General features: G+C 66.4%; 18 protein-coding genes. 7 read left to right on the top strand and 11 right to left on the bottom strand.

The window, feature by feature from the left end; all coding sequences use genetic code 11:
- Nucleotides 1-3 precede the first annotated feature (3 nt).
- Together dnaE and EB75_RS16885 are read right to left on the bottom strand one after the other, a co-directional pair.
- The gene (gene dnaE, locus EB75_RS16880; protein ID WP_073696503.1) at nucleotides 4-3537 is read right to left on the bottom strand and encodes a DNA polymerase III subunit alpha; all 3534 of its coding nucleotides are present in this window, start codon (nucleotides 3535-3537) and stop codon (nucleotides 4-6) included.
- A gap of 67 nt (nucleotides 3538-3604) precedes the next feature.
- On the bottom strand, nucleotides 3605-4303 hold the full coding sequence (locus tag EB75_RS16885) for a TetR/AcrR family transcriptional regulator (protein ID WP_083612360.1): 699 nt from the start codon (nucleotides 4301-4303) through the stop codon (nucleotides 3605-3607).
- A gap of 367 nt (nucleotides 4304-4670) precedes the next feature.
- On the opposite strand from EB75_RS16885, the gene EB75_RS16890 reads away from it, so the two are divergent.
- From EB75_RS16890 to EB75_RS16900, 3 genes are read left to right on the top strand one after another with little or no spacing between them, the layout of a single operon-like run.
- On the top strand, nucleotides 4671-5603 hold the full coding sequence (locus EB75_RS16890) for an ATP-binding cassette domain-containing protein (protein WP_073696526.1): 933 nt from the start codon (nucleotides 4671-4673) through the stop codon (nucleotides 5601-5603).
- Nucleotides 5600-6337, top strand: coding sequence for an ABC transporter permease (locus EB75_RS16895; protein ID WP_073696504.1), 738 nt, complete (start codon nucleotides 5600-5602; stop codon nucleotides 6335-6337). The genes EB75_RS16890 and EB75_RS16895 overlap by 4 nt, the downstream gene beginning before the upstream one ends.
- Nucleotides 6334-7128 carry an ABC transporter permease gene (locus tag EB75_RS16900; protein WP_073696505.1) on the top strand — a complete coding sequence of 265 codons (795 nt, stop codon included), beginning with the start codon at nucleotides 6334-6336 and terminating at the stop codon, nucleotides 7126-7128. Before EB75_RS16895 ends, EB75_RS16900 begins: the two co-directional genes overlap by 4 nt.
- A 16-nt stretch (nucleotides 7129-7144) precedes the next feature.
- Here EB75_RS16900 and EB75_RS16905 read toward each other — a convergent pair whose 3' ends face one another.
- From EB75_RS16905 to EB75_RS28850, 3 genes are all read right to left on the bottom strand, one after another.
- Nucleotides 7145-8077: a glycosyltransferase family 2 protein gene (locus tag EB75_RS16905; RefSeq protein WP_073696506.1), complete on the bottom strand. Its 933-nt coding sequence runs from the start codon at nucleotides 8075-8077 to the stop codon at nucleotides 7145-7147.
- 50 nt (nucleotides 8078-8127) lie between these two features.
- The gene (locus EB75_RS16910; RefSeq protein WP_073696507.1) at nucleotides 8128-9444 is read right to left on the bottom strand and encodes a UDP-glucose dehydrogenase family protein; all 1317 of its coding nucleotides are present in this window, start codon (nucleotides 9442-9444) and stop codon (nucleotides 8128-8130) included.
- A gap of 414 nt (nucleotides 9445-9858) precedes the next feature.
- The gene (locus EB75_RS28850) at nucleotides 9859-10362 is read right to left on the bottom strand and encodes a hypothetical protein (RefSeq protein ID WP_142239658.1); all 504 of its coding nucleotides are present in this window, start codon (nucleotides 10360-10362) and stop codon (nucleotides 9859-9861) included.
- 769 nt (nucleotides 10363-11131) lie between these two features.
- Between EB75_RS28850 and EB75_RS28855 the strand changes: the two genes are divergently transcribed.
- Together EB75_RS28855 and EB75_RS16925 are read left to right on the top strand one after the other, a co-directional pair.
- Nucleotides 11132-11467, top strand: a complete 336-nt coding sequence (locus EB75_RS28855) for a hypothetical protein (protein WP_142239659.1) — start codon at nucleotides 11132-11134, stop codon at nucleotides 11465-11467.
- 29 nt (nucleotides 11468-11496) lie between these two features.
- Complete coding sequence (locus tag EB75_RS16925; protein WP_073696509.1) at nucleotides 11497-12177, top strand: methyltransferase domain-containing protein; 681 nt, start codon at nucleotides 11497-11499, stop codon at nucleotides 12175-12177.
- Here EB75_RS16925 and EB75_RS16930 read toward each other — a convergent pair.
- The 4 genes from EB75_RS16930 to lspA all read right to left on the bottom strand — a co-directional run bounded on the left by EB75_RS16930 (nucleotide 12153) and on the right by lspA (nucleotide 16379).
- On the bottom strand, nucleotides 12153-13814 hold the full coding sequence (locus EB75_RS16930) for a glycosyltransferase family 39 protein (protein WP_142239660.1): 1662 nt from the start codon (nucleotides 13812-13814) through the stop codon (nucleotides 12153-12155). The two genes, EB75_RS16925 and EB75_RS16930, sit on opposite strands and share 25 nt — an antisense overlap.
- A gap of 71 nt (nucleotides 13815-13885) precedes the next feature.
- On the bottom strand, nucleotides 13886-14833 hold the full coding sequence (rarD, locus tag EB75_RS16935; protein WP_073696511.1) for an EamA family transporter RarD: 948 nt from the start codon (nucleotides 14831-14833) through the stop codon (nucleotides 13886-13888).
- Nucleotides 14830-15753, bottom strand: coding sequence for an RluA family pseudouridine synthase (locus EB75_RS16940; RefSeq protein WP_073696512.1), 924 nt, complete (start codon nucleotides 15751-15753; stop codon nucleotides 14830-14832). The genes rarD and EB75_RS16940 overlap by 4 nt, the downstream gene beginning before the upstream one ends.
- Complete coding sequence (gene lspA / locus EB75_RS16945; RefSeq protein WP_073696513.1) at nucleotides 15750-16379, bottom strand: signal peptidase II; 630 nt, start codon at nucleotides 16377-16379, stop codon at nucleotides 15750-15752. The genes EB75_RS16940 and lspA overlap by 4 nt, the downstream gene beginning before the upstream one ends.
- A gap of 42 nt (nucleotides 16380-16421) precedes the next feature.
- Here lspA and EB75_RS16950 point away from each other — a divergent pair, with 42 nt between their 5' ends.
- Nucleotides 16422-17345, top strand: a complete 924-nt coding sequence (locus tag EB75_RS16950; protein WP_073696514.1) for an asparaginase — start codon at nucleotides 16422-16424, stop codon at nucleotides 17343-17345.
- Here EB75_RS16950 and EB75_RS16955 read toward each other — a convergent pair.
- Nucleotides 17342-18679, bottom strand: coding sequence for a DNA polymerase IV (locus tag EB75_RS16955; protein ID WP_502689380.1), 1338 nt, complete (start codon nucleotides 18677-18679; stop codon nucleotides 17342-17344). The two genes, EB75_RS16950 and EB75_RS16955, sit on opposite strands and share 4 nt — an antisense overlap.
- A gap of 60 nt (nucleotides 18680-18739) precedes the next feature.
- Between EB75_RS16955 and EB75_RS16960 the strand changes: the two genes are divergently transcribed.
- The gene (locus EB75_RS16960; RefSeq protein ID WP_073696527.1) at nucleotides 18740-18949 is read left to right on the top strand and encodes an RNA-binding S4 domain-containing protein; all 210 of its coding nucleotides are present in this window, start codon (nucleotides 18740-18742) and stop codon (nucleotides 18947-18949) included.
- 15 nt (nucleotides 18950-18964) lie between these two features.
- Here the strand turns inward: EB75_RS16960 and ileS are convergent, their stop codons facing one another.
- Nucleotides 18965-22111, bottom strand: a complete 3147-nt coding sequence (gene ileS / locus EB75_RS16965) for an isoleucine--tRNA ligase (protein WP_073696528.1) — start codon at nucleotides 22109-22111, stop codon at nucleotides 18965-18967.
- Between the last annotated feature and the right edge of the window lie 51 nt (nucleotides 22112-22162).

The following is a 22162-nucleotide window of genomic DNA, read 5'->3' on the forward strand; positions in this document are numbered from 1 at the left end:
CAGCTAACCGCCGAGGCAGCCCGGACCCAGCAGTGCCTTCAGGTCACCCATCAACGCCGACGACGGTGTCACGCGCAGCGTCTGGTCCAGTTCCAGGGTCGTGATGCGGTCCCCGCTGATCAGCCGCAGATGCACCTGCGAGGTCCCCGGATGGTGCGCCAGCACCTGCTTGAGCGCGCTGACCTTCTCCGGGGTGCACTGCCGGGTCGGCAGACTCACCGCGAGCGGACGGTCCGCCTGCGCATTCGAAAAGTCCGGCACCACAAGGTCACTGGCGAAGATGGACACGCGCTCGTCCTCGACCCGGGCCTTGCCGCTCACCAGCACGATGGCGTCGTCCATGATGTCGGCACCGAACACGGCGTAGGTCTTCGGGAAGAAGTTCACCGTCACCGAACCGTTGAGGTCTTCCAATTGTGCTGAGGCCCAGGGCAATCCCTGCTTGTTGACCCGCCGTACCACGCCCGCCAGAATGCCGCCGATCCGGACCTGGGAGTCATTGGCGACAGCGCCCTCGAGGATGGCCGGAATCTGGGTGTCCACCTGCGCGGTCAGCAGGTGCGCGACACCGTTGAGCGGATGGCCGGAAACGTACAGGCCCAGCATCTCGCGCTCCAGGGCGAGCTTGTGCTTGTCGTCCCACTCGTCCTCGGGGACCTTGATGGTGAAGGCCACATCCCCGGCGTCCCCGGCGTCACCACCGCCGAACAGGTCGAACTGGCCCATGGCCTCGGCCTTCTTGGTGCCGAGCACCGAGTCGACCGCATCGGCGTGCACCAGGAACAGGCCCTTGCGGGCGTGGCCCAGCGAGTCGAAAGCGCCTGCCTTCACCAGAGATTCGGTGACCCGCTTGTTGCAGGCCGTGATGTCGATCTTGCTGAGGTAGTCGGAGAAGTCGGTGTACTTCCCCTTGTCGGTGCGGGCCGCGATGATGGACTGCACCACGTTGGCGCCGACGTTGCGCACACCGCCCAGCCCGTAGCGGATGTCCTTGCCCACCGAGGCGAAGTTGTGCACCGACTCGTTGACATCCGGCGGCAGCACGGTGATACCCAGGCGGCGGCAATCCGCCAGGTATATCGCGGCCTTGTCCTTGTCGTCACCGACCGAGGTCAGCAGACCCGCCATGTACTCGGCCGGATAGTTGGCCTTGAGATAGGCGGTCCAGAACGACACCAGGCCGTACCCGGCGGCATGCGACTTGTTGAACGCGTAGCCGGCGAACGGCAGCACCGTGTCCCACAGTGCGGTGATGGCCGCCTGCGAGAAGCCGTTGGTCTTCATGCCCTCGGCGAATCCGCCGTAGGCCTCGTCGAGGATTTCCTTCTTCTTCTTACCCATCGCGCGACGCAGCAGGTCTGCTTGGCCGAGCGAGTAGCCCGCCACCTTCTGCGCGATGTGCATGATCTGCTCTTGGTAGACGATCAAACCGTAAGTCTCGGAAAGGATGTCGCGCAGCGGCTCTTCGAGCTCGGGGTGGATGGGCTTGATCTCCTGCAGCCCGTTCTTACGCTTGGCGTAGTCAGTGTGCGCATCCACACCCATCGGACCCGGCCGGTACAGCGCCAGGACGGCCACGATGTCCTCGAAGCCCGTCGGCCGCATCAGTTTCAGCAGATCGCGCATCGCGGAACCGTCGAGCTGGAACACCCCGAGCGTGTCGCCACGAGCCAGCAGCTCGTAGGTTTTCGGGTCGTCCAGACTCAGGTGGTCGAGGTCCAGATCGATGCCACGGTTGGCCTTGATGTTCTCCAGCGCGTCACCGATGACGGTGAGGTTGCGCAGGCCCAGGAAGTCCATCTTCAACAGGCCGATGGCCTCGCACGACGGGTAGTCCCAGCCGGTGATGATGGCGCCGTCCTGGGCGCGCTTCCACATCGGGATGGCGTCGATGAGCGGCTCGGAGCTCATGATCACCGCACAGGCGTGCACGCCTGCGTTACGGACCAGGCCCTCCAGGCCGCGGGCGGTCTCGTAGATGGTGCGGACGTCCGGGTCGGTGTCGATCAGCGCGCGGACCTCGGCGGCTTCCTTGTACCGCTCGTGGTTCGGGTCGGTGATGCCCGCCACCGAGATGTCCTTGGCCATGATCGGCGGCGGCAGGGCCTTGGTGATCCGGTCGGCGATGGCGAAGCCCGGCTGCCCGTAGTGGACGCGGGCCGAATCCTTCAGTGCCGCTTTGGTTTTGATGGTACCGAAGGTGATGACCTGGGCGACCCGGTCACTGCCCCACTTCTCGCTGGCGTAGCGCACCATCTCACCGCGGCGGCGGTCGTCGAAGTCGATGTCGATATCGGGCATCGACACGCGCTCGGGATTGAGGAACCGCTCGAACAGCAGACCGTGCGGGATGGGGTCGATGTTGGTGATGCCCATGGCCCAGGCGACCAGCGAACCCGCCGCCGAACCACGGCCCGGGCCGACCCAGATGCCGACCTCGCGCGCGTGGCTGATCAGGTCACCGACGACGAGGAAGTACGCCGGGAAGCCCATCTGCACGATGACGCTGATCTCGTACTCGGCACGGTCGAGGTACTCCTGCGGCGGGCCGGCCGGGAAGCGCCGGTCCAGCCCACGCAGCACCTCTTTACGCAGCCACGTGGCCTGCGTCTCGCCCTCGGGCACCGGGAAGATCGGCATCCGGTCGTGGAACTTCCAGACGTCGGCGTAGGACTCGACGCGCTCGGCGATCAGCAACGTCGAATCGCAGGCGCCAGGCACCTGGTGATCCCACATGGCCCGCATGTCGGCAGCCGACTTCAGGTAGTAACCGTCACCGTCGAACTTGAAGCGCGTGGGGTCCGACAGCGTCTTGCCGGTCTGGATACACAGCAGCGCCTCGTGGTTGTGCGACGCCTCGCGGGTGACGTAGTGGCAGTCATTGGTGGCCAGCGGCGGGATGCCCAGCTTCTTGCCGATGTCCAGCAGGCCCTCGCGAACCCGGCGCTCGATCTCGATGCCGTGGTCCATCAACTCGAGGAAGAAGTTCTCCTTGCCGAAGATCTCCTGCCACTTGGCGGCGGCTTCGATGGCTTCCTGCTCGTGCCCCAGCCGCAGCCGGGTCTGCACCTCGCCCGACGGGCAGCCGGTGGTGGCGATGATGCCGGCGGAATGCTCGGCGATGATCTCCGCGTCCATGCGGGACCACTTGCCGAGCTGCCCTTCGAACGACGCGAGCGACGACAGCTTGAAGAGGTTGCGCAGGCCGGTCGCGTTCTCCGCGACCATCGTCATGTGGGTGTACGAACCGCTACCCGAGACGTCGTCACCCTTCTGGCTGGGATCACCCCAGGTGATGCGCTTGGTGTTGAAGCGGGACGCGGGCGCGATGTAGGCCTCGATGCCGATGATCGGCTTGATGCCCTCTTTTGTGGCGGTGTTGTAGAACTCGCTGGCGCCGAACATGTTTCCGTGGTCGGTCATGCCGATGGCGGGCATACCCAACCGGATGGCTTCCTGCACCATCGGCTTGACCTTCGCGGCACCGTCCAGCATCGAGTACTCGGTGTGATTGTGGAGGTGCACGAACTGGCTCATAGGGCTGCCAGTCTAAAACGGGCCACCGACACGTCTCGGCGTGTCGGGTGCTGTGTCGTCGGGAGGACTACGACGAAGCCGTGGCGCCCGCGGGGACCCGGTCGAGGGATTCACCCGTTTCCGTTGCCACAGGACCCACCAGCAACCCCTCGTGCAACACACGTTGCAGTTGCTTAGTTACCGCTTCGACGCGGTCCCGGTCGGCCACGAGTCCGGCGTAGAACCCCAACCCCCACACCATGCTGTACAGCAGATCGGCGACCGCGGGCACAACCGTGCCCGCGGGCAACTCGCCACGTGCCACGGCGTCGCGTACGGCATGGTCCAGGAATTTGCGGACGGCCGCCTTGGCGTCCCGCCGCGGCGCCGGAAGGCGGTCGGCCTCGAGGTACGAGCTGACCAGCAGCGCCACGCTCTCCGGTTCATGGATTCCGGTATTGCGGAACTCGGTGATCAACACCGAAACCTGCGCCGGAAGAGTCGATTCCGCGCCCGCACGGGCGATGCAGAGGTCGATGGTCGTGGCGATCTCATTGAGCAGGCAGTGGTAGATGTCCTCGCGCGTCTGGAAGTGGTAATGCAGCGTAGGACGGCTCAACTCGGCGATCTCGGCGATTGCCTGGATGGTGGTGGCGTGGTAGCCGCGGACCGCGATCACTTCGCGCGCGGCGCCCAGGATCCGAGCCCGCGTCTGAGCTGAATCAGTGCCTGCCGGGCGACCCCTCCGGCGCGTCGCCTTCACTGGGAGAACATCGAGTTGCACCATGCCACGTCCTCGCACAGGGAAGGGATATTTACGATTCAGCAAACTCTAAGACATAGCTGATAACCGGTCAACCGCAACTCAGCCAACGCCGACTTCGCTTGCCCCGCCCGCGTGTCCGGATCCTCTGATTCCATCCGATGACCGGCATAGACGCCGCCACGCTCGCCACTCGCCCGGAGCCGGATCCCACCGCGGTCGCGAGTACCGCTATTTATTTGCCCGAAAATTTGTCGCCGACGAAGAGTTACGGCAACTGATCGTCGTCTTCCACTGCCATACATACGGTCACCGCAAAGTGATGATGTCCACATCACAGGCCGTGCTGCGCGAATTGAATGCGCTCTGGCTCTCTGTATCGTATGAGTCCGTGATCGAGCTCAACAACGTCGCCAAGACCTTCGGCGGGTCCGTTCCCGCGCTCCGCGACGTGAGCTTTTCCGTCCCCACCGGATCTGTGTGTGCGTTGCTGGGACACAACGGCGCCGGCAAGACGACGACGGTCAAGATCCTGTCGACCTTGCTCAAACCGAGCTCGGGCCAGGCAATCGTCGCGGGCTACGACGTCGCCCGCGAACCGGCAAAAGTGCGTCAGAGCATCGGCGTCACGGGCCAGGACGCGGCGCTGGATCTGCGCCTGACCGGACGGGAGAACCTCGTGCTGTTCGGCCGCCTGCGCGGGCTACGGCGCGGCGAGGCCCGCAACCGGGCCGACGAGTTGGTCGACCAGTTCGACATGGGGCACGCGGCCGACCGTCAGGTCAGCGGCTATTCCGGCGGCATGCGCCGGCGTATCGACATCGCGGTGTCCCTCGTCGTCCCGCCGAAGGTGCTCTTCCTCGACGAGCCCACCACCGGGCTCGATCCGCGGAGCCGGCGCGACGTCTGGAATCTGGTGTCCTCCATGAAGTCGGAGGGCATCACCGTGCTGCTGACGACGCAGTACCTGGAGGAGGCCGACATCCTCAGCGACTCCATCGTGATTCTCAACGCCGGGCAGGTCGTCGCCAGTGGCACCGCCGACGAGCTCAAGCGCCAGACCGGTTCCAGCTACTGCGAGATGACACCGGTCAATGTGGACGATCTGCCCCGCATCGCCACCGCGCTCGCGGATTTCGAGTCGGTCGAGGTCGACACCGATGCGTCGTCGGTCGCCGTGCCGGCGCCGGGCGGTGTGGCGACCCTGACCGAGGTGTTCCGCCGGATGGACGAGATCGGCGTCGAACTCCTCGACATCTCGCTGCGCAGACCGTCGCTCGACGAGGTGTTCCTGCACCTCACAACCCCCGTCAACTCGAAGTGACCGCGTTCGCCCTCCTGACCGCCCGCACGCTGCGCCGCGGCTGGCTGGACCTCGTCTTCGCGGTGCTGGTGCCGCTCAGCGGCATGATCGGCCTGACCGTCCTCCTGCGGGACGTCATCGTCACCGGCCAGATGAGCTACGCCCAGTACGTCCTGCCCGCGATGGTCGTCCAGGCGATGTTGTTCGGCGCCCTCACCACCACCGACCGGGCGGCATCGGAGAAGGCCAGCGGCCTCAGCGCCCGCATGCGTACGCTGCCGATCTCGCCCTACGCCCCACTGATGGCCCGGATGGCCTACAGCCTGGTTCGCGGAGTGCTGGCGCTCCTGGCATCGATCCTCGGCGCATATCTCTTCGGGTTTCGCCTGACCACCGGATTCGGTTACACCGCAGCGTTTGTCGTGCTCGCCCTGACGCTGACGCTGGCGGTGTCCTTCGGTGCCGACGCAACCGGCACCAAGTCCGAACGGACCGAGGTCGCCAGCCAGCTACTGATGATCCCGCAGCTGGTCCTCGTGTTGTTGTCGACCGGACTGGCACCGGTTGACGCATTCCCGTCGTGGCTCCATGGCTTTGTGCAGTACCAGCCCGTCTCGCAGATCACCGACACATTGCGTGGCTTCACCACCGGTGACGTCGCGATGGGAAATCTCGGCACCAGTTTGGTGTGGTGCGTCGGGATGTTGGTGGTTTTCGGCGCAATCGCCGTCCGACTGCAAGGGCGAACATCGTGAATTCGAGTGCACAGCAGAAACATTCGCTGCTGACGGAGAGCTGGATCTTCGCGGGCCGACTGTTCATCCAATGGCGCCGGTACCCGATGGTGCCCCTCCAGGCGCTGCTGTTCCCCACGATGTTGCTCGTCATCTACGGCATCCTGGTCGGCAAGTCGATGGTCCGCCTCACCGGCAACAGCGGGTTGGACGTGCTGATCCCGGTCTGCACGTTGGCCGGCGCCATGTCCGGCTCGATCGGCGCCGGTCTCGCGGTGCCGCACGACCGCGACAGCGGCCTGCTCACCAGGCTCTGGATCATGCCGGTGCACCGGCTGTCACCGCTGACCGGCGCGCTCCTGGCCGAAGCCGTGCGGACCTTCATCGCATCGGCGCTGGTCGTCGCGATGGGATACGCGATGGGTTTCCGCTTCTCGGGGAGCGCTGCCGCACTGCTCGGCTATCTCTTGATTCCCGTCGTCGTGGTCGTGGTGTTCGCGACCATCGTGATCTCCCTGGCGCTGAAACCACAGGCCCGGGTCATCCTGACGTGGACCAACACCGTGTGCATGGGCCTGGCGTTCGCACCGCTCATCCCGCCCGCCAAGATTCCGGCGCTGTTCCGGCCCCTCGTCGAGTACCAGCCGATCGCGCCGGCCGTGGCGGCCATGCGGGCGCTGTCGTCGGGGACCGCACCCTGGCAGCCGATTCTGTTGACGCTCGCCTGGAGCGTGGCGCTCGGCGCCCTGTTCGTGCCGATCACCGTCCGCAGGTACCGCGCCGCGGTCGAAAGCGGCAACATCGGCGGCTGAGCCCGCCGGGACAGGCCTAAAGGGACTCGGCGTCTCCGGGCACCTCGATGTGAACCGGCATCTCGAACTCCGAACGCTTGAACTGCGCGGCGAAATAGCCGTACTGGAACGCGAGGCCCAGCACCGCGATGGCCGCCAGTTCGGACGGCGAGCGCCGCAGCTCGGTTCGAGCCGTCGCCCACGCTTCCGAAGGCGAGACGTATGACGAGGCCGGGTCGACCTTGGCCAGGTTGTCATTGCGATGCGCCCAGCGGATGTAGGCATTGCTGTTGCCGTACCGCTTCCACTGACTGGCCAGGTCGCGCAGCGATGCCCGCGGCTCCCACTCCATCAACACCCGGGTATCGGTTCCGATCGTGCCGAGCGACTGGTCCTGGATGCGCCAGCAGATGTCGAGATCGCCGCCACCACGCATCGCCCGGAAGCCGTCCACCTTCTCGAAGGCGATGCGGTCGATACCGAGATTGCACGTCGGGTAGTAGTCGGGTCGCGGCGGCACCAGTCCCACAACGGCTTTCATCGCGCCGCCGCCGCGGGGAAGCATGAAGGGCTGCATCTTGGCGGCCATCCGGGCCGCCAGGGTCGGCCCCGACAGGGTACGAACGTTGGTGCAGGACAGCACAATTCCGGGTCGGCTCTGCAGCGCACGATGCGCGTCGAGCAGACCCGGCAGCGGCCGGCAGCGCCCGTCGATGAACAGCAGGATGTCAGCGGCGGACCTGCTCGCGGCGACCTGGCGCGCGTAGTACGGGCCACCGCTCTTGGCCAGCGTGATGACGTTGGCGCCCAGTGACCGTGCCACCGCTGCCGTGTCGTCGCCGGATGCGTCGTCGACGACGGTGACGCGGTCGCCATCGGACAGCTGATCGAGCAACGGCCGCAGCAACCCCGGGAGGTGGTCGGCCATGTCGCGGACCGGAATGATCACCTCGATGGTCTGACCCGTCATGGATCAACCTCCTCTATCGCAAGTTCGTCGAGCAGTGGTGCGGCTGCGGATCAGACGTGCAGTCCGCCACGCCCGAGCGAGTACACCTGCCACCCGCCGCGCGACCAGTTCTCCCGATCGATGACGTTCCTCGTGTCCAGCAGCAGCGGCTCTTTCACGAGCGCCCGGAATGCCTCGGGATCGAGGTTGGTGTACTCGTCCCACTCGGTAGCCAGCACGACCAGATCCGCATTCCGGCAGGCGTCCTCGACGCTGTCGAAGTAGCCCAGCGTCGGGAACCGGGCCTTGGCGTTGTCGATCGCCTTGGGATCGTGGACACGCACGTCGGCACCCTTCAGGTGCATGGCGGCCGCCACGTTCAACGCGGGGGAATCGCGGACGTCGTCGCTGTTGGGCTTGAACGCCGCACCCAGGACGGCGATGCTCTTGCCGAGGAACTCCCCACCGACGAGCGCTCGGGCCACTGCGACGGCCTTCTCGCGCCGACGGAGGTTGATCTTGTCGACCTCGTGCAGGAACCGGAGCGCATCGGAGGCGCCCAGTTCGCCGGCCCTGGCGCTGAACGCGCGGATGTCCTTGGGCAGGCAGCCGCCACCGAAGCCCAGACCCGCGTTGAGGAAGCGCTTGCCGATGCGATCGTCGTACCCCAGCGCGCGGCTGAGCACCGTCACGTCGGCGTCGACGATCTCGCACACCTCGGCCATGGCATTGATGAACGAAATCTTGGTCGCCAGAAAGGCATTGGCGGCGACCTTCACCAGTTCGGAGGTCGGCAGGTCCGCGGTCAGATACGGCGTACCGCCGTCGAGCAGGGCGCCGTACACCTCCTGCAGAGTCTTCTCTGCGTATTCGGAGGTGACCCCGAACACCAGGCGGTCCGGCTGCAGGGTGTCCTCGATCGCCTTGCCCTCCCGGAGGAATTCCGGATTCCACGCGACTTCGAGGTGTGACGACGTCTTCGCCACTTCCGCGGCGAGACGCTGGGCCGTACCGACCGGAACGGTCGACTTGCCGACGACGAGCCCGGCGCAGTCAGCGTTGGCGGCCACCGCGCGGAAGGCGCTGTCGACGTACTCGATGTTGGCAGCGTCGGAGCCGGCCAGCTGCGGGGTCCCGACACAGACGAAGTGCACCGAGGCGCCGGACACCGCCTCATGCACGGATTGCGTGAAGCGCAGCCGACCGGTGGCGAGCACCGCAGCGAGCAGTTCGTCGAACCCCGGCTCGTAGAACGGTGAGGTCCCACCCGACAGGGCCGCGATCTTCGAGGCGTCGGTGTCGTACGCGACGACCTCGTGGCCGAGATGTGCCATGCACGCGGCGTGAACGGCGCCCAGATAGCCCGTTCCAATCACGCTCATTTTCATCTAGCTGAACTCCAGGCTCTAGCAGTATGTTGCGACCACACACGGGCCATCGGTCGATTACTTCTCAGCGAACTCGGCGTGCCCTCAGCGAACCTCGACGGGATCGATCATGACAACGGTGTCATATCCGGCCTGATCGAGTCTGTCCGCCAATACTTCCCCTCGCCGTTTGGTGTCTGCTGCGGCTTTCTCCGACAGACGCCGAGTCGTCCTAGCTAAGTACACCACATCGCGTCCCGGAGGCTCAGCCGGACTGATGCCCGTGATGCACCGGCAATGTGGCCCCAACGTGCCGATTGCCCGTATTCGCAACACAACCCCACGATGCCTTTGGCCGCGTACGCACCGGTGACGGCGCGGCAACGCATGATGTGCCACGCCATATACCCGGGACCAGGAAATGCATTAGCGAAGCTAATTTGCCATGACCGCACCATCGGACAGAAAGTCGCGGTCCTCGAACCGACGCGAATTGCGCCCCACGTGGATGTCACCGGCAAATTTCAGTGCGAATGTGATCATCCTCGCCGAAGCCGAATGCCGGACGACCGCCCTGGTGGCCACCTCGGCATCGCACGCGTCAGAATTTGCCAACTCCAGAAGCGTGCGCACAATGCGCGCTGCGCCAACCGATATCGGGCATATTGAGCGAATCAACAAATGATAAACGGGCATATCCATGCCATACAAAATGTCGATTACGTGAAAATTCGCCACGACCCGATCGTGCGGTCGGCAGCGCCGGAGCGACCGGGCTCCACCGGTCGACCAATCGACGCCCGCGCCGCCCAGTTGCAGGTCACACGGGTTTGGAGCACAGGCCGAAGGCTTTGCGTCACCACCGAGAAGCAAACACTGCAGGGTCGCCACGAGTGCGGTGAACAGTGCGAATTCAGTTCGATAATCGGAATATGGCAAATCCTGATGGTCACCTGATGATTTCCTGCATGAGCACCGGTGCGATATCATAACGCGCGCCTTCCGGAGACATATCTGCGCACCAGAGTTGCCATCACATGACAACTGAATTACGCCCTCGGTCAACGAAGTCGTCACCGAAATAACATCGAATTCATCAAAACTTCCGACTTACCGGGTTACACTCGCCACGCCGCATAAACGACCAATCCGTGTGCGCTACACGGTGTGAAAGGCCGGGGGGCCATGCGCAATATTGGTATTGATCCAACCGATCCAGTCGGGTGGGCATTGACGTTCGCCGAGTTCGGCACGCTCAGTGCACGACTGCACATCAGAAATCACCGATCCGTCGACCCGATCGTCGGAGACGGCGCCGCAAACGTGTCCCTGACCAGCTACGGCAAGCGGATTTCCACGGTATGGCAAACAATCGAAACCATTGGTGCGGGCACCGTCAAGCCGCACCGGTTGATCTTGTGGCTGGACGACGACGACGCCTTCGCAAACCCGCCGGCGCCATTGAAGCGATTGCAGGCACGCGGATTGGAAATTCGCCACTGCCACGACTACGGCCCGCACAAGAAGTACTTCCCGTACGTCAACGAGATCTGGCCGGACGAACCCGAGCGCACCCTCGTCACCGCGGACGACGACGTCTACTACCCCTCCACGTGGCTCGCTGAGCTCCTCGACGCGCACCGGCCCGACGAGGTCACCCGCCTTCCGGGCCCGAATCCGCTCCGACGGGCCCTACTGCTCGTGGCCGATGTGCTCGACCACCGATGCCGACGAAACCATCTTTGCGACCGGCGTGTCCGGCGTCGCCTATCCCCCGGAGCTGCTCTGCACCCTCAGGGCCCGCGGCGACGAGTTCACCACGGTGTGCCCCTTCGCCGACGACTACTGGTTGCACTACGCCGCCGTGGCGACCGGAACCCCCATCCGTCAGGTCCGCGATGTCGCCGCTTACTGGTGGCCCCGGGTCATGGCATCCAACCGAGGGCTTTGGGACGGTCAGGGCACGGCCAACGATGCCATCTCCGAGCCCACCCGGCGGGCGTGGCTCTCCAACGACCGGCACCGCACCACCGTCGACATCTGACCTTCGAACCCCGAGAAGAAACAGGAGCCATGTACAAGGTTGCCCAGTCAGCGGATGAGCGGCTACATCGATTTCAGAATGCGCTGCGAAAGGTCCTGAAGGTTTCGGCATTCGACAACTCACGGGACTACTGGGAGCAACGCTACCGGCGCGGGGGAAATTCGGGCGCAGGGTCGTACAACCGCCTCGCGGCGTTCAAAGCCGATGTCATCAACGACTTCGTCGCAACCAACAATGTCGAGAGTGTCATCGAATTCGGGTCGGGCGACGGCGCCCAGCTGGCGCTGGCGCATTACCCGTCCTATGTCGGCGTGGACGTGTCGCACACCGTGCTCGAGGCAACCCGCCGCAGATTCAGCGGCGACCAGTCGATCTCGTTTCTTCACACGAGCGAGGTAACCGAGGCGCACAGGGCCGACCTCGCACTGTCGCTGGACGTGATCTACCACCTGGTGGAGGACGACGTCTTCGACGCCTACATGCGCCAATTATTCAGTGCCGCAACCAAGTTCGTCATCGTGTACGCCAGCAACGAGGACCGGGCATGGTCGTCACCGCACGTCCGCCACCGCGAGTTCACCCGGTGGGTCGAGGCCAACCAGCCTGATTTCGTCCTCACGGAGCGCATCCCGAACGCTTATCCGTACTCGAAGAAGGACCCGGACAACACCAGCTTCGCCGACTTCTACCTCTTCACGCGCACGAGCTGAAAAACCTCCGCGCCGCCGAGCTCGGGATTGATCGCGGAGCGCTCGGGGACGTAGCCCCGATCAGCGAATTCCTTGAGGATGCGCTTGCGTTTCGCGATCGAATTGCCATACACATCCTGGGGAAGGAAGACCCTGCTCACGTAATAGAGGCGCCGATTCGCGATGCCGGACAGATCCGGAAAATGGTTGATCAATTCGTCCTGGCCGGCAACGTAGGTCATCGCTCCGGCCGGAACCGACCACAACGTCGGCGGCACGATGCCACGCCGATTGGAATCGATCACGATCGCGGCGTCCGATCCCGGCACCAGCGCGGCAGCCTGCGTGTAGCGGACGCCGGCGTGCACCGTCGCCGCTGTCACCCCGGCGACCTGGAAGACAAGGAGCACCGACAGCACCGCAACCACCACCTGCGAACGCCGAGCCGCCACCGCAAGCCCGACGAACAGAAACGGGGTGATGAAATACAGGTAGAGCGGACGCATGGAATGCACGGGGCTGATGAAAAAGACGTACAGCCCGATGATGCTGAGCCAGCAACTGAAGAACAGCTGCAACGGCACTGCCGGTGCGGTCGGAACGAATTCATGCCACCCGCCATGACGACGCACCACCCACTTGGCGGCGATCCACAGGATCGGTGTGACCACCACCAGTGTCAGGACACCGCCGACGACGGCGCCGACCTCGACGCCATACGACTGGTACGCGGGATCGATCGGCGCAAACATCTCGTACAGCGGGCCCAGCAGTGCCACGATCCGGACCGGAAGCATGGTCCACGAAAAGTGCTGCGCCTGCAGGCCGCCGCGATGGAATGACTCCCAGAACCCCGGGTTCCCCAAGGCGAACACGCTGAGGGCGACGACGCCGACGGCGGCCAGACCGGCCAACTCCCAGTACCGCCTGCGGGCCACGATGGCGACGCCGACGAGCAGCACCGCAAACCCGGCGGGAATGACGAACAAGTACTGCGTGAGCAGGCCCAGCGCGATGACAGGGGCGAGTGCCGCCAGATAGCCGAATCTGTGGCGGGTGAACCACAGGCAGACCAACAACAACAGCAGCGCCGACCACAGGCCGAGCAACGCATATTGGCGGATGGCGAACGCGCTGGCCCGGACCGCCATGGTGAACCCCCACGTCAACGTGGCGGCCGCCGCCAGGGAGGTGGGGACCCCGAGGACCCGGCACACGGCAAAGAGCACCAGCGCCGTCACGACAACGAGGACGACGTTCAGCATCGCCGCGGCCGGGATCGAAACACCGAAAATCGAGAACCAGATGTGCAGCAGCCAGAAATACAGCGGCGGATGGATGTCAGCGTGCGCCAGATCGGTGCGAATCCGCTCGAAGCATCCCGGGTTCTGCAGACTCCAATAGTCCTGCCAGGTCTGCACAGGCACCCATTGGCCACTGGGGATGTACTGCGCCCAGCGCCCGACATTGCAGGTCGCGGTGACCATGGTGATGCCGTCATCGTGCGACAACGAAGTCGACACCAACGCGCGCACCACCAACAGCACGAGCAGTGCCACAACGAGCGCAACCGCCACCGTGGGCGTCAGCCGATACGCTGCAAGTCTCCCGAACCAACGTTCACGCAGTAGGCGTCCACGCTCGTAACGCGTGCTCAAATTGGCACTCCCCTGATAGCCGGCCACCGTTGTGGCCCGAATCTCCCAGACGACGACAGTACCGGGTCTGCTCAGGGCAATGACGACGGAGCAACTGCCGCGTCGACGACGGTGGTGGTCGCGCGGCCACCGCCCCTGCGCCTGCCGATCGCGCTGCCCGTCAGCACGGCCAGCGCCAACCAGATCAGCACGAAGCCGACCCACCGGCCCGCCGGCATCGGCTCATGGCCCACGACAACGCCCCAGGCCATCTGCAGCGCCGGCGTCAGGTACTGCAGCAGCCCCATCGTGACCAGCGGAAGGCGCTGCGCCGCACCGGCGAACATCAGCAATGGGAGGGCGGTCACCGGGCCGCACAACATCATCAGGACCGTATGCCCGATTCCCAGCGCCGGCACCGTCGCCTGCCCCGCGGCGGTGAGGACGACGAGGTAGGCCAGCGCGAACGGGGCGGCCACCCCGGCCTCGACGCCGACGCTGACCCGGGGATCAGCGGGAACCACCTTCTTGACCGCGCCGTACACCCCGAACGAGACGGCCAGGCCGAGGCCGATCGCCGGAATCTCACCGGCCTGCACCGCGAGCACGATCACCGCAGCCGCGCCGATGGCCAACGCGGTGGCCTGGGCCCGATTGAGGCGCTCGCCGAATACCGCGACGCCCAGCGCCACGCTCACGAGCGGGTTGATGAAGTAGCCCAATGCCGCGTCGACCACGTGGCCGTTGCTGACCGCGTAGATGTAGATGCCCCAGTTCAGCGAGATCAACGCCGAGGCCGCGATCAGCAGACCCCAGGTACGGCCCGACAGCCGGCGCAGGTCACCCAGGCGGCGGCCGGCGGCCAGCACCACGAACATCAGCAGCAAAGTCCAGACGATGCGGTGGGCCAGCACCTCGAACGCCGTGGCCGGTTTGAGCAGCGGGAAGAACGCGGGAAACAGGCCCCACGTGCCGTAGGCGCCGAGCCCGAGCAGCAGGCCCCGGTTCTGGTGCGAAGTGGCCGTCGCGGTTGTGGTCACTGCCGGTGCAACACGTCCAGGGCGTGCTGCAATTCCGGCGGGTACTCGCTGGTGATCTCGATCCACCGGCCGTCCGCCGGGTGCGCGAAACCCAGCGACCGCGCGTGCAGCCACTGTCGCTCGAGCCCAAGCTTTTTCGCCAGCGTCGGATCGGCCCCGTAGGTCAGGTCGCCACAACACGGGTGATGCAGCGCCGAGAAATGCACCCGGATCTGATGTGTCCGCCCGGTCTCCAGATGTACGTCGAGCAGACTCGCGGCCACGAACGCCTCGACGGTGTCGTAGTGCGTGATGCTGTGCCGGCCGCCCTCGGTGACCGCGAACTTCCAGTCGTTGCCGCGGCTGCGGCCGATCGGCGCGTCGATGGTGCCGCTCGACGGATCAGGGTGGCCCTGCACCAGCGCGTGGTAGCGCTTGTCGACAGTGCGATGTTTGAACGCCCGCTTGAGCACCGTGTACGCCCGTTCGGACAGTGCCACCACCATGACGCCCGAGGTACCCACGTCGAGGCGGTGCACGATGCCCTGCCGTTCGTGGATGCCCGACGTGCTGATCCGGAAGCCGGCTGCGGCCAGCCCGCCGAGGACGGTCGGGCCCGTCCAGCCCACCGAGGCGTGCGCGGCCACCCCGGCCGGCTTGTCCACGACGACGATGTCGGCATCGGAGTAGAGGATCCCCATGCCCTCGATCTCCTGCGGCGTGTTCTCCACCGGTTTCGGCGCCTCCGGCAGCCGGACCTCAAGCCAGGAGCCGGCCACCAGCTTGTCCGACTTGGCCGCCGGCGCGCCGTCGATATCGACCCCGCCGTCTTCGGCGATCGTGGCCACCGCGGTCCGCGACAACCCGAGCAGGCGAGCCAGGCCCGCGTCCACCCGCATCCCGGCCAGTCCTTCGGGGACCGGCATCGAACGGCTGCTCATCGGCCCGTTTCAGCCTCGTCGACGGCCGTCGCGGCCGGTTCTGGCGAAGCAGGCGAATCCTGTTGTTCTGCAACAGTTTCTGCGGATTCGGTCTCCTGAGGTCGTTTGCCCTCGGTGTCGAAGTCGAATCCGAACATCGACAGGCCGACCAGTAGCACCGCCCCACACACCACCGCCGAATCGGCGACGTTGAACACCGGCCACCAGCCGACGGAAAGGAAATCCACCACGTGCCCGCGCAGCGGCCCAGGCGACCGGAAGAACCGGTCCATGAGGTTGCCGACCGCACCGCCGAGGATCATGCCCAGACCCAGCGCCCACCACAGCGAGACCAGGCGCCGACCCATCCAGATGATGCCCAGCACCACACCCGTGGCGATCAACGTCAGTACCCAGGTGTAGCCGGTGGCCATCGAGAAGGCCGCACCCGAATTGCGGACCAGCGTCCAGGTGATGGTGTCGCCGATGATCTCGACAGGCTGGCCGGGCACCAGCAGCTTCACCGCCAGCACCTTGGTCACCACGTCCAGGCCCAGCACCAGCGCCGCCACCATCAGCAACAGCCGCAGGCGCCGCGGGGCGGGTCGGTTCTGGGGCTGCGCCGGCTCCGTGGATTCATCAGTCACTCCCCCATCATCCCAAAGACGCCGTGAGGAACAATTTCGCCCATGAGTCGCGTCGTCGTGATCGCCACCGGAGGCACCATCGCCACCAGCACCGACCAAGACGGGATTGCGCGGCCGACGCGCAGCGCCACCGATCTGGTCGGCGGCCTCGGCGTCGGCGTCCAGGTCGACACCGTCGACCTGATGTCCGTCGACAGCTCCGAGCTGACCCCGGCCGATTGGGACCGGATCGGGGCTGCGGTACAGGCCGCCGGTGACGCCGACGGGATCGTCATCACCCACGGCACCGACACCATGGAAGAAACCGCACTGTGGCTCGACATCACCTATGCCGGTGCCGCACCGGTGGTCCTGACAGGCGCCATGCGCAGCAGTGACGCGCCCGACGCCGACGGCCCGGCCAACCTGCGGGAGGCGATCACCGTGGCCGCGAGCCCGTCCGCCCGCGACCTCGGCGTCCTGGTCAGCATGGCGGGCAGGGTGTGGCAACCGCTGGGAATGACGAAGGCCGGGCACGGGCTGGTCGGCACCGCCGTGGGATCGATCAGGGAGGGCTCGTTCGTGCCCGACGCGGCCAAACGGCGGCCGCTGCTCGGCGCCTTGTCGGCCGCGTCCGTGCCACGCGTCGACATCGTCGCCGCATACGCGGGGAGCGACGCCTTGGCGATGGATGCGTTCGTGGCGGCCGGCGCCGGCGGGATCGTGCTCGAATCGCTCGGCTCGGGCAATGCGGGGTCCAAGGTGCTTTCCGGGGTCCAGCGCCTGTGTGCCGCCGGTGTCTCAGTGGCCATCGCCACCCGGGTGCCGGGCACCCGGGTCACGTCGGGCTACGGCCCTGGCCGGGCACTGATCGACGCCGGAGCGGTCTCAGCGGGCGGGCTGCGGGCCGCTCAGGCGCGTGTGCTGCTCATGGCGGCCCTGGCGGCCGGCATACCGGCGAACGGACTCTTCGCCGAGTGGGCCTAGCCCCCGCCGTCTTCGCTCGGCAACTGCGCCAGGTACTCCTGCCAGTCGAGGCTCTCGATCGGGTCGGCGCGGGTGATGTGCGGATCGTCGGCCGCGACGGTGCGCGCGATACCGGGGCCGCTGGCTCGGGTTTCGAACCGCACCGTCATGACACCGTGCCCGGCCCCCTGGACCCAACCGTGGCCGTGCTCCGGATGCGCAACGTCGTCGCCGATGCGCCACGGGGATTCGGCGGGCGCGGCATTCAGCGGTCCGGCCTGACCCGCGGACACTGCGACCTCGCCGTCGTCCGCCAGCTCGAGCTCCGGGAACAGCGACTCCTGACGGGCATCGGTCAGACCCGAAAATCCCACGCCCACAAGGCGAATCGGGCCGATCTCGACCGGGTCGAGCAGCAGCCGGCGGGCCGTCGCCGCCAAGGTCGACGGGTCGGTGGTCGCGTACGGCAGCGTCGCCGAACGGGTCAGCGTGCTCATATCGGATTTCTTCAGCTTGACCGTCACCGTGCGGGCGCCGCGGCCGTCGCGCTGCAGCCGCCGGTGCGCGTGGTCGGTGATGGGCCCGATGCTGTCGCGCAGCTGATCCAGGGTCGTCAGGTCCACCTGGAATGTGGACTCGGCGCTGATCTGTTTGGCCTCGGCACGTTCGGCCACCGGCCTGTCGTCGATGCCGCGGGCCAGCCGGTGCAGCGCCGGCCCGACCGTGCCGCCGAGCACGTCGGCGACTTCGGCATCGCTGAGCGCCGCCAGCGCCCCGATGGTCTCGATACCCAGCCGGTGCAGCTTCTCCTCGGCGACGGGCCCGATCCCCCACAGCCGGCGCACCGGCAAGGCTTCCAGGAGCGGCCCCTGCTCTTCCCCACTGACGATGCGCACCCCGTCGGGCTTGGCCAGCCCTGACGCGATCTTCGCGACCTGCTTGCCCGAACCCGCACCGACCGAGGCCACCAGTCCCGTCTCGGCACGCACCGCCGCCCGCAGGTCCTCGCAGAACCGCCGGACCTCGTCTGGCGCGGCGCCGACCAGCTCGGCAGGTTCACCGAAAGCCTCGTCGAACGACAGCTGCTCCAAGACCGGCACCACCGCCCGGACCGCGTCGAGCGCCCGTCGGCTGGCCACCGAATACACCGCGCCCCGCGGCGGCAGCACCACGGCGGAAGCACCCACCAGTCGGCGGGCCTGATGCATGGGCATCGCCGAGCGGGCACCGAATCGGCGGGCCTGATAACTGGCGCCGGCCACCACGCCACGACCGCCGAGCCCGCCGACCAGCACCGGCCGGTCCCGCAGGGTAGGCCGGGTCAACTGTTCGACGGACGCGAAGAAGGCATCCATGTCCAGGTGCAGGACCCAGCGATCCACAGTGGCCAATGCTAGGTGGATACCCTTCTGGACATGAACGACGTGCCGATCCGCGACGAATCGATCCGGCTGGGCCAGTTTCTCAAGCTGGCCGGACTGATCGACAGCGGAGCAGACGCCAAGGCGGTGATCGGCGACGGCATGGTGCGCGTCAACGGCGAGGTCGAGACGCGGCGCGGACGCCAGCTGCGCCCCGGCGACTCCGTGACGTTCGAGGGACGGTCGGCGCGGGTCAGTGGCTGACCCGCGCCCGCGCCGTCAGGCCTTGGCGATCGCGGCCCGCACGCCGTCGCCGACGTCCGCACCGTCGGCCAGCTCAGCCGCGTCCACGACGGTGAACTCGGTCGCCAGGATCTCGCCGGCGATCAGGCCGGCATGGGTGGCCGCCCACTCCTGCTTGTCTGCCGGCACGGCGAGCGTCACGGTGATGCGGTCGGACACGTCCAGCCCCGTCGCCTTGCGCAGGTCCTGCAGTTCGCGGATGCGGTCCTTGGCCCAGCCTTCGGCCTCCAGCTCGGGGGTGACCGTGGCGTCGAGCACCACCAGGCCGGCACCGTCGGCCAGCGCCGCGGTGAACTCCGGTTCTGCGGCAACGAGTTTCGAGCTGTACTCCTCGGGAAGCAGGACAGCGGGCCCTGCCACCAACGTGCCGTCAGGATTGACGACGCCTTCGCCGGCCTTGACCGCCTTGATCGCGGCCTGCACGTCCTTACCGATGCGCGGACCGGCGACGCGGGCGTTGACGGCCAACTCGAACTTGCCGTAGGCGTCGATGTCGTCGGTGAGCTCGACGGCCTTGACGTTGAGCTCGTCGGCGATGAGATCCTTGAAAGGCGCGAGGGCCGACGGGTTGTCCACCGCCACAGTCAGTTTCGGCAACGGCAGCCGCACGCGCAGCTTCTTGGCCTTGCGCAAGGAGGATCCGGTCGAGGCTACTTGCCGCACCCGGTCCATGGCCGCCACCAGCTCCGGGTCGGCCGGGACCACCCCGGCCTCGGGCCAGTCGGTCAGGTGCACCGAGCGTTCGTCGGTCAGCCCGCGCCAGATCACCTCGGTGGCCAGCGGCAGCAGCGGCGCGGCCAGCCGGCACGTCACCTCCAGCACGGTGTGCAGGGTGTCGATGGCGTCGGCGTCCTCTTCCCAGAACCGCGAACGTGACCGTCGCACATACCAATTGGTGAGCGCCTCGGCGAACTGGCGCAGCTGCTCGCACGCGCCCGAGATGTCGCAGGCATCCAGCGATTCGGTCAGGGTGTCGCGTAGGTCGGCCAGCTTGGCCAGGATGTAGCGGTCCAGCACGTTGGTCGAGTCGGTGCGCCAGGTGCCCTTCTTCGGCGCGTACAGCGCCAGGAACGAGTACGCGTTCCACACCGGCAGCAGCACCTGCCGGACGCCGTCACGGATGCCCTGTTCGGTGACGATCAGGTTGCCGCCGCGCAGGATCGGCGAGGCCATCAGGAACCAGCGCATGGCGTCCGAGCCGTCGCGGTCGAACACCTCGGACACGTCCGGGTAGTTGCGCAGCGACTTGCTCATCTTCTGGCCGTCGTTGCCGAGCACGATGCCGTGTGCCACACAGGTTTTGAAGGCGGGGCGGTCGAACAGCGCCGTCGCCAGCACGTGCATGGTGTAGAACCAGCCGCGCGTCTGGCCGATGTACTCGACGATGAAATCGCCCGGGAAGTGGGCCTCTTCGCCGGCCGAGCCGTCGAACCAGTCCTGATTCTCGAACGGGTAATGCACCTGCGCATAGGGCATCGAGCCCGAGTCGAACCAGACGTCGAAGACGTCCTCGATGCGGCGCATGGTCGACTTGCCGGTCGGGTCGTCGGGGTTGGGCCGGGTCAGCTCGTCGATGTAGGGCCGGTGCAGATTGTCCGGGCGGACACCGAAGTCGCGCTCCAGCTCGTCGAGGCTGCCGTAGACGTCGATGCGCGGGTAGGCCGGGTCGTCCGACTTCCACACCGGAATCGGGCTGCCCCAGTAGCGGTTTCGCGAGATCGACCAGTCGCGGGCATTGGACAGCCACTTGCCGAACTGGCCGTCCTTGACATGCTCCGGGTACCAGGTGATCTGCTGGTTGAGCTCGACCATCCGGTCGCGGAACTCGGTGACCTTGACGAACCACGACGACACCGCGCGGTAGATCAGCGGATTGCGGCACCGCCAGCAGTGCGGGTACGAGTGCTCGTAGGTCTCGTGGCGCAGCAGCACCGGCGCGTTGATCGCCGCCGGGCCGGTGCCGTTCTTCAGGTCCTTGATGATCTGCGGGTTGGCCTCGAAGACCTGCTGCCCCTGGTAGTCGGGCACGGTCGAGTCGAAGCGCCCGGTCGAATCCACTGGGGTGACCGCCACGATGCCGGCGGCGTCACACGTGGCCTTGTCGTCCTCGCCGTAGGCCGGCGCCATGTGGACGATGCCGGTGCCGTCCTCGGTGGTGACGAAATCGCCCTGCAGCACCTGAAAAGCGTTGTGCGCCTTGTCACTGTCGACGAAGAACGCGAACGGCGGCAGGTAGTGCGTACCCAGCAGCTCGGCGCCGAGGTAGCTGCCGACAACCACCGGCTCCTCGCCGAACTCACGGGCGTAGGCGGCCAGGCGCGGCTCGGCCAGCACGTAGTTCTGCTCGTCAGGACCCACCACCTGCACGTAGGTGACCTCGGGATTGACGGCGACCGCCTGGTTGGACGGCAGCGTCCACGGCGTCGTGGTCCAGACCAGCAGGCGGGCACCGGCCACCGGGCCGTCCGTCGCGACGAAGCCGACGGTCAGCGCCGGGTCCTGCCGGCTCTGGTAGACGTCGTCGTCCATGCGCAGCTCGTGGTTGGACAGCGGCGTCTCGTCGTTCCAGCAGTACGGCAGCACGCGGTTGCCCTCATAGGCCAGGCCCTTGTCCCACAGCTGCTTGAACGCCCAGATCACCGACTCCATGAAGGTCAGATCCAGGGTCTTGTAGTCGTTGTCGAAGTCGACCCAGCGGGCCTGGCGCGTGACGTAGGACTGCCACTCGTTCGAGTACTTCATGACCGAGGCCCGGCAGGCGTCGTTGAACGCACCGATGCCCATGGCCTCGATCTGGGCCTTGTCGGAGATGCCGAGCTGACGCTGCACCTCGAGCTCGGCGGGCAGTCCGTGCGTGTCCCAGCCGAACCGGCGCTCGACCTTGTAGCCGCGCATGGTGCGGTAACGCGGGACGATGTCCTTGACGTAGCCGGTCAGCAGGTGGCCGTAGTGCGGCAGGCCGTTGGCGAACGGCGGCCCGTCGTAGAAGACGTATTCGGGGGCACCGTCACGGCGCGCGATGCTGGCCCGGAAGGTGTCGTCGCGGGCCCAGAACTCCAGGACCTCGGTCTCGAGATCGGGGAAATTCGGTGTGCCGCTGGCGGTTTTGGGGTACGCGCTCACGTCGGTGGTCTCCAGTGCCGTCTGCACCAGTCGGTGCTCAGTTCCAGGCAC

Origin of the sequence: Mycobacterium sp. ST-F2, assembly GCF_001905655.1 — a bacterium.
GTDB lineage: Bacteria > Actinomycetota > Actinomycetes > Mycobacteriales > Mycobacteriaceae > Mycobacterium.

What these genes read in the sequence shown, in the direction of transcription:
- EB75_RS16905 (WP_073696506.1), bottom strand. Translation starts at nt 8,077, where the DNA reads ATGACGGGTCAGACCATCGAGGTGATCATTCCGGTCCGCGACATGGCC.
- EB75_RS16940 (WP_073696512.1), bottom strand. Translation starts at nt 15,753, where the DNA reads ATGAGCAGCCGTTCGATGCCGGTCCCCGAAGGACTGGCCGGGATGCGG.
- EB75_RS16925 (WP_073696509.1), top strand. Translation starts at nt 11,497, where the DNA reads ATGTACAAGGTTGCCCAGTCAGCGGATGAGCGGCTACATCGATTTCAG.
- EB75_RS16950 (WP_073696514.1), top strand. Translation starts at nt 16,422, where the DNA reads ATGAGTCGCGTCGTCGTGATCGCCACCGGAGGCACCATCGCCACCAGC.
- EB75_RS16955 (WP_502689380.1), bottom strand. Translation starts at nt 18,679, where the DNA reads ATGGATGCCTTCTTCGCGTCCGTCGAACAGTTGACCCGGCCTACCCTG.
- EB75_RS16885 (WP_083612360.1), bottom strand. Translation starts at nt 4,303, where the DNA reads ATGGTGCAACTCGATGTTCTCCCAGTGAAGGCGACGCGCCGGAGGGGT.
- EB75_RS16960 (WP_073696527.1), top strand. Translation starts at nt 18,740, where the DNA reads ATGAACGACGTGCCGATCCGCGACGAATCGATCCGGCTGGGCCAGTTT.
- dnaE (WP_073696503.1), bottom strand. Translation starts at nt 3,537, where the DNA reads ATGAGCCAGTTCGTGCACCTCCACAATCACACCGAGTACTCGATGCTG.
- EB75_RS28855 (WP_142239659.1), top strand. Translation starts at nt 11,132, where the DNA reads ATGTGCTCGACCACCGATGCCGACGAAACCATCTTTGCGACCGGCGTG.
- EB75_RS16910 (WP_073696507.1), bottom strand. Translation starts at nt 9,444, where the DNA reads ATGAAAATGAGCGTGATTGGAACGGGCTATCTGGGCGCCGTTCACGCC.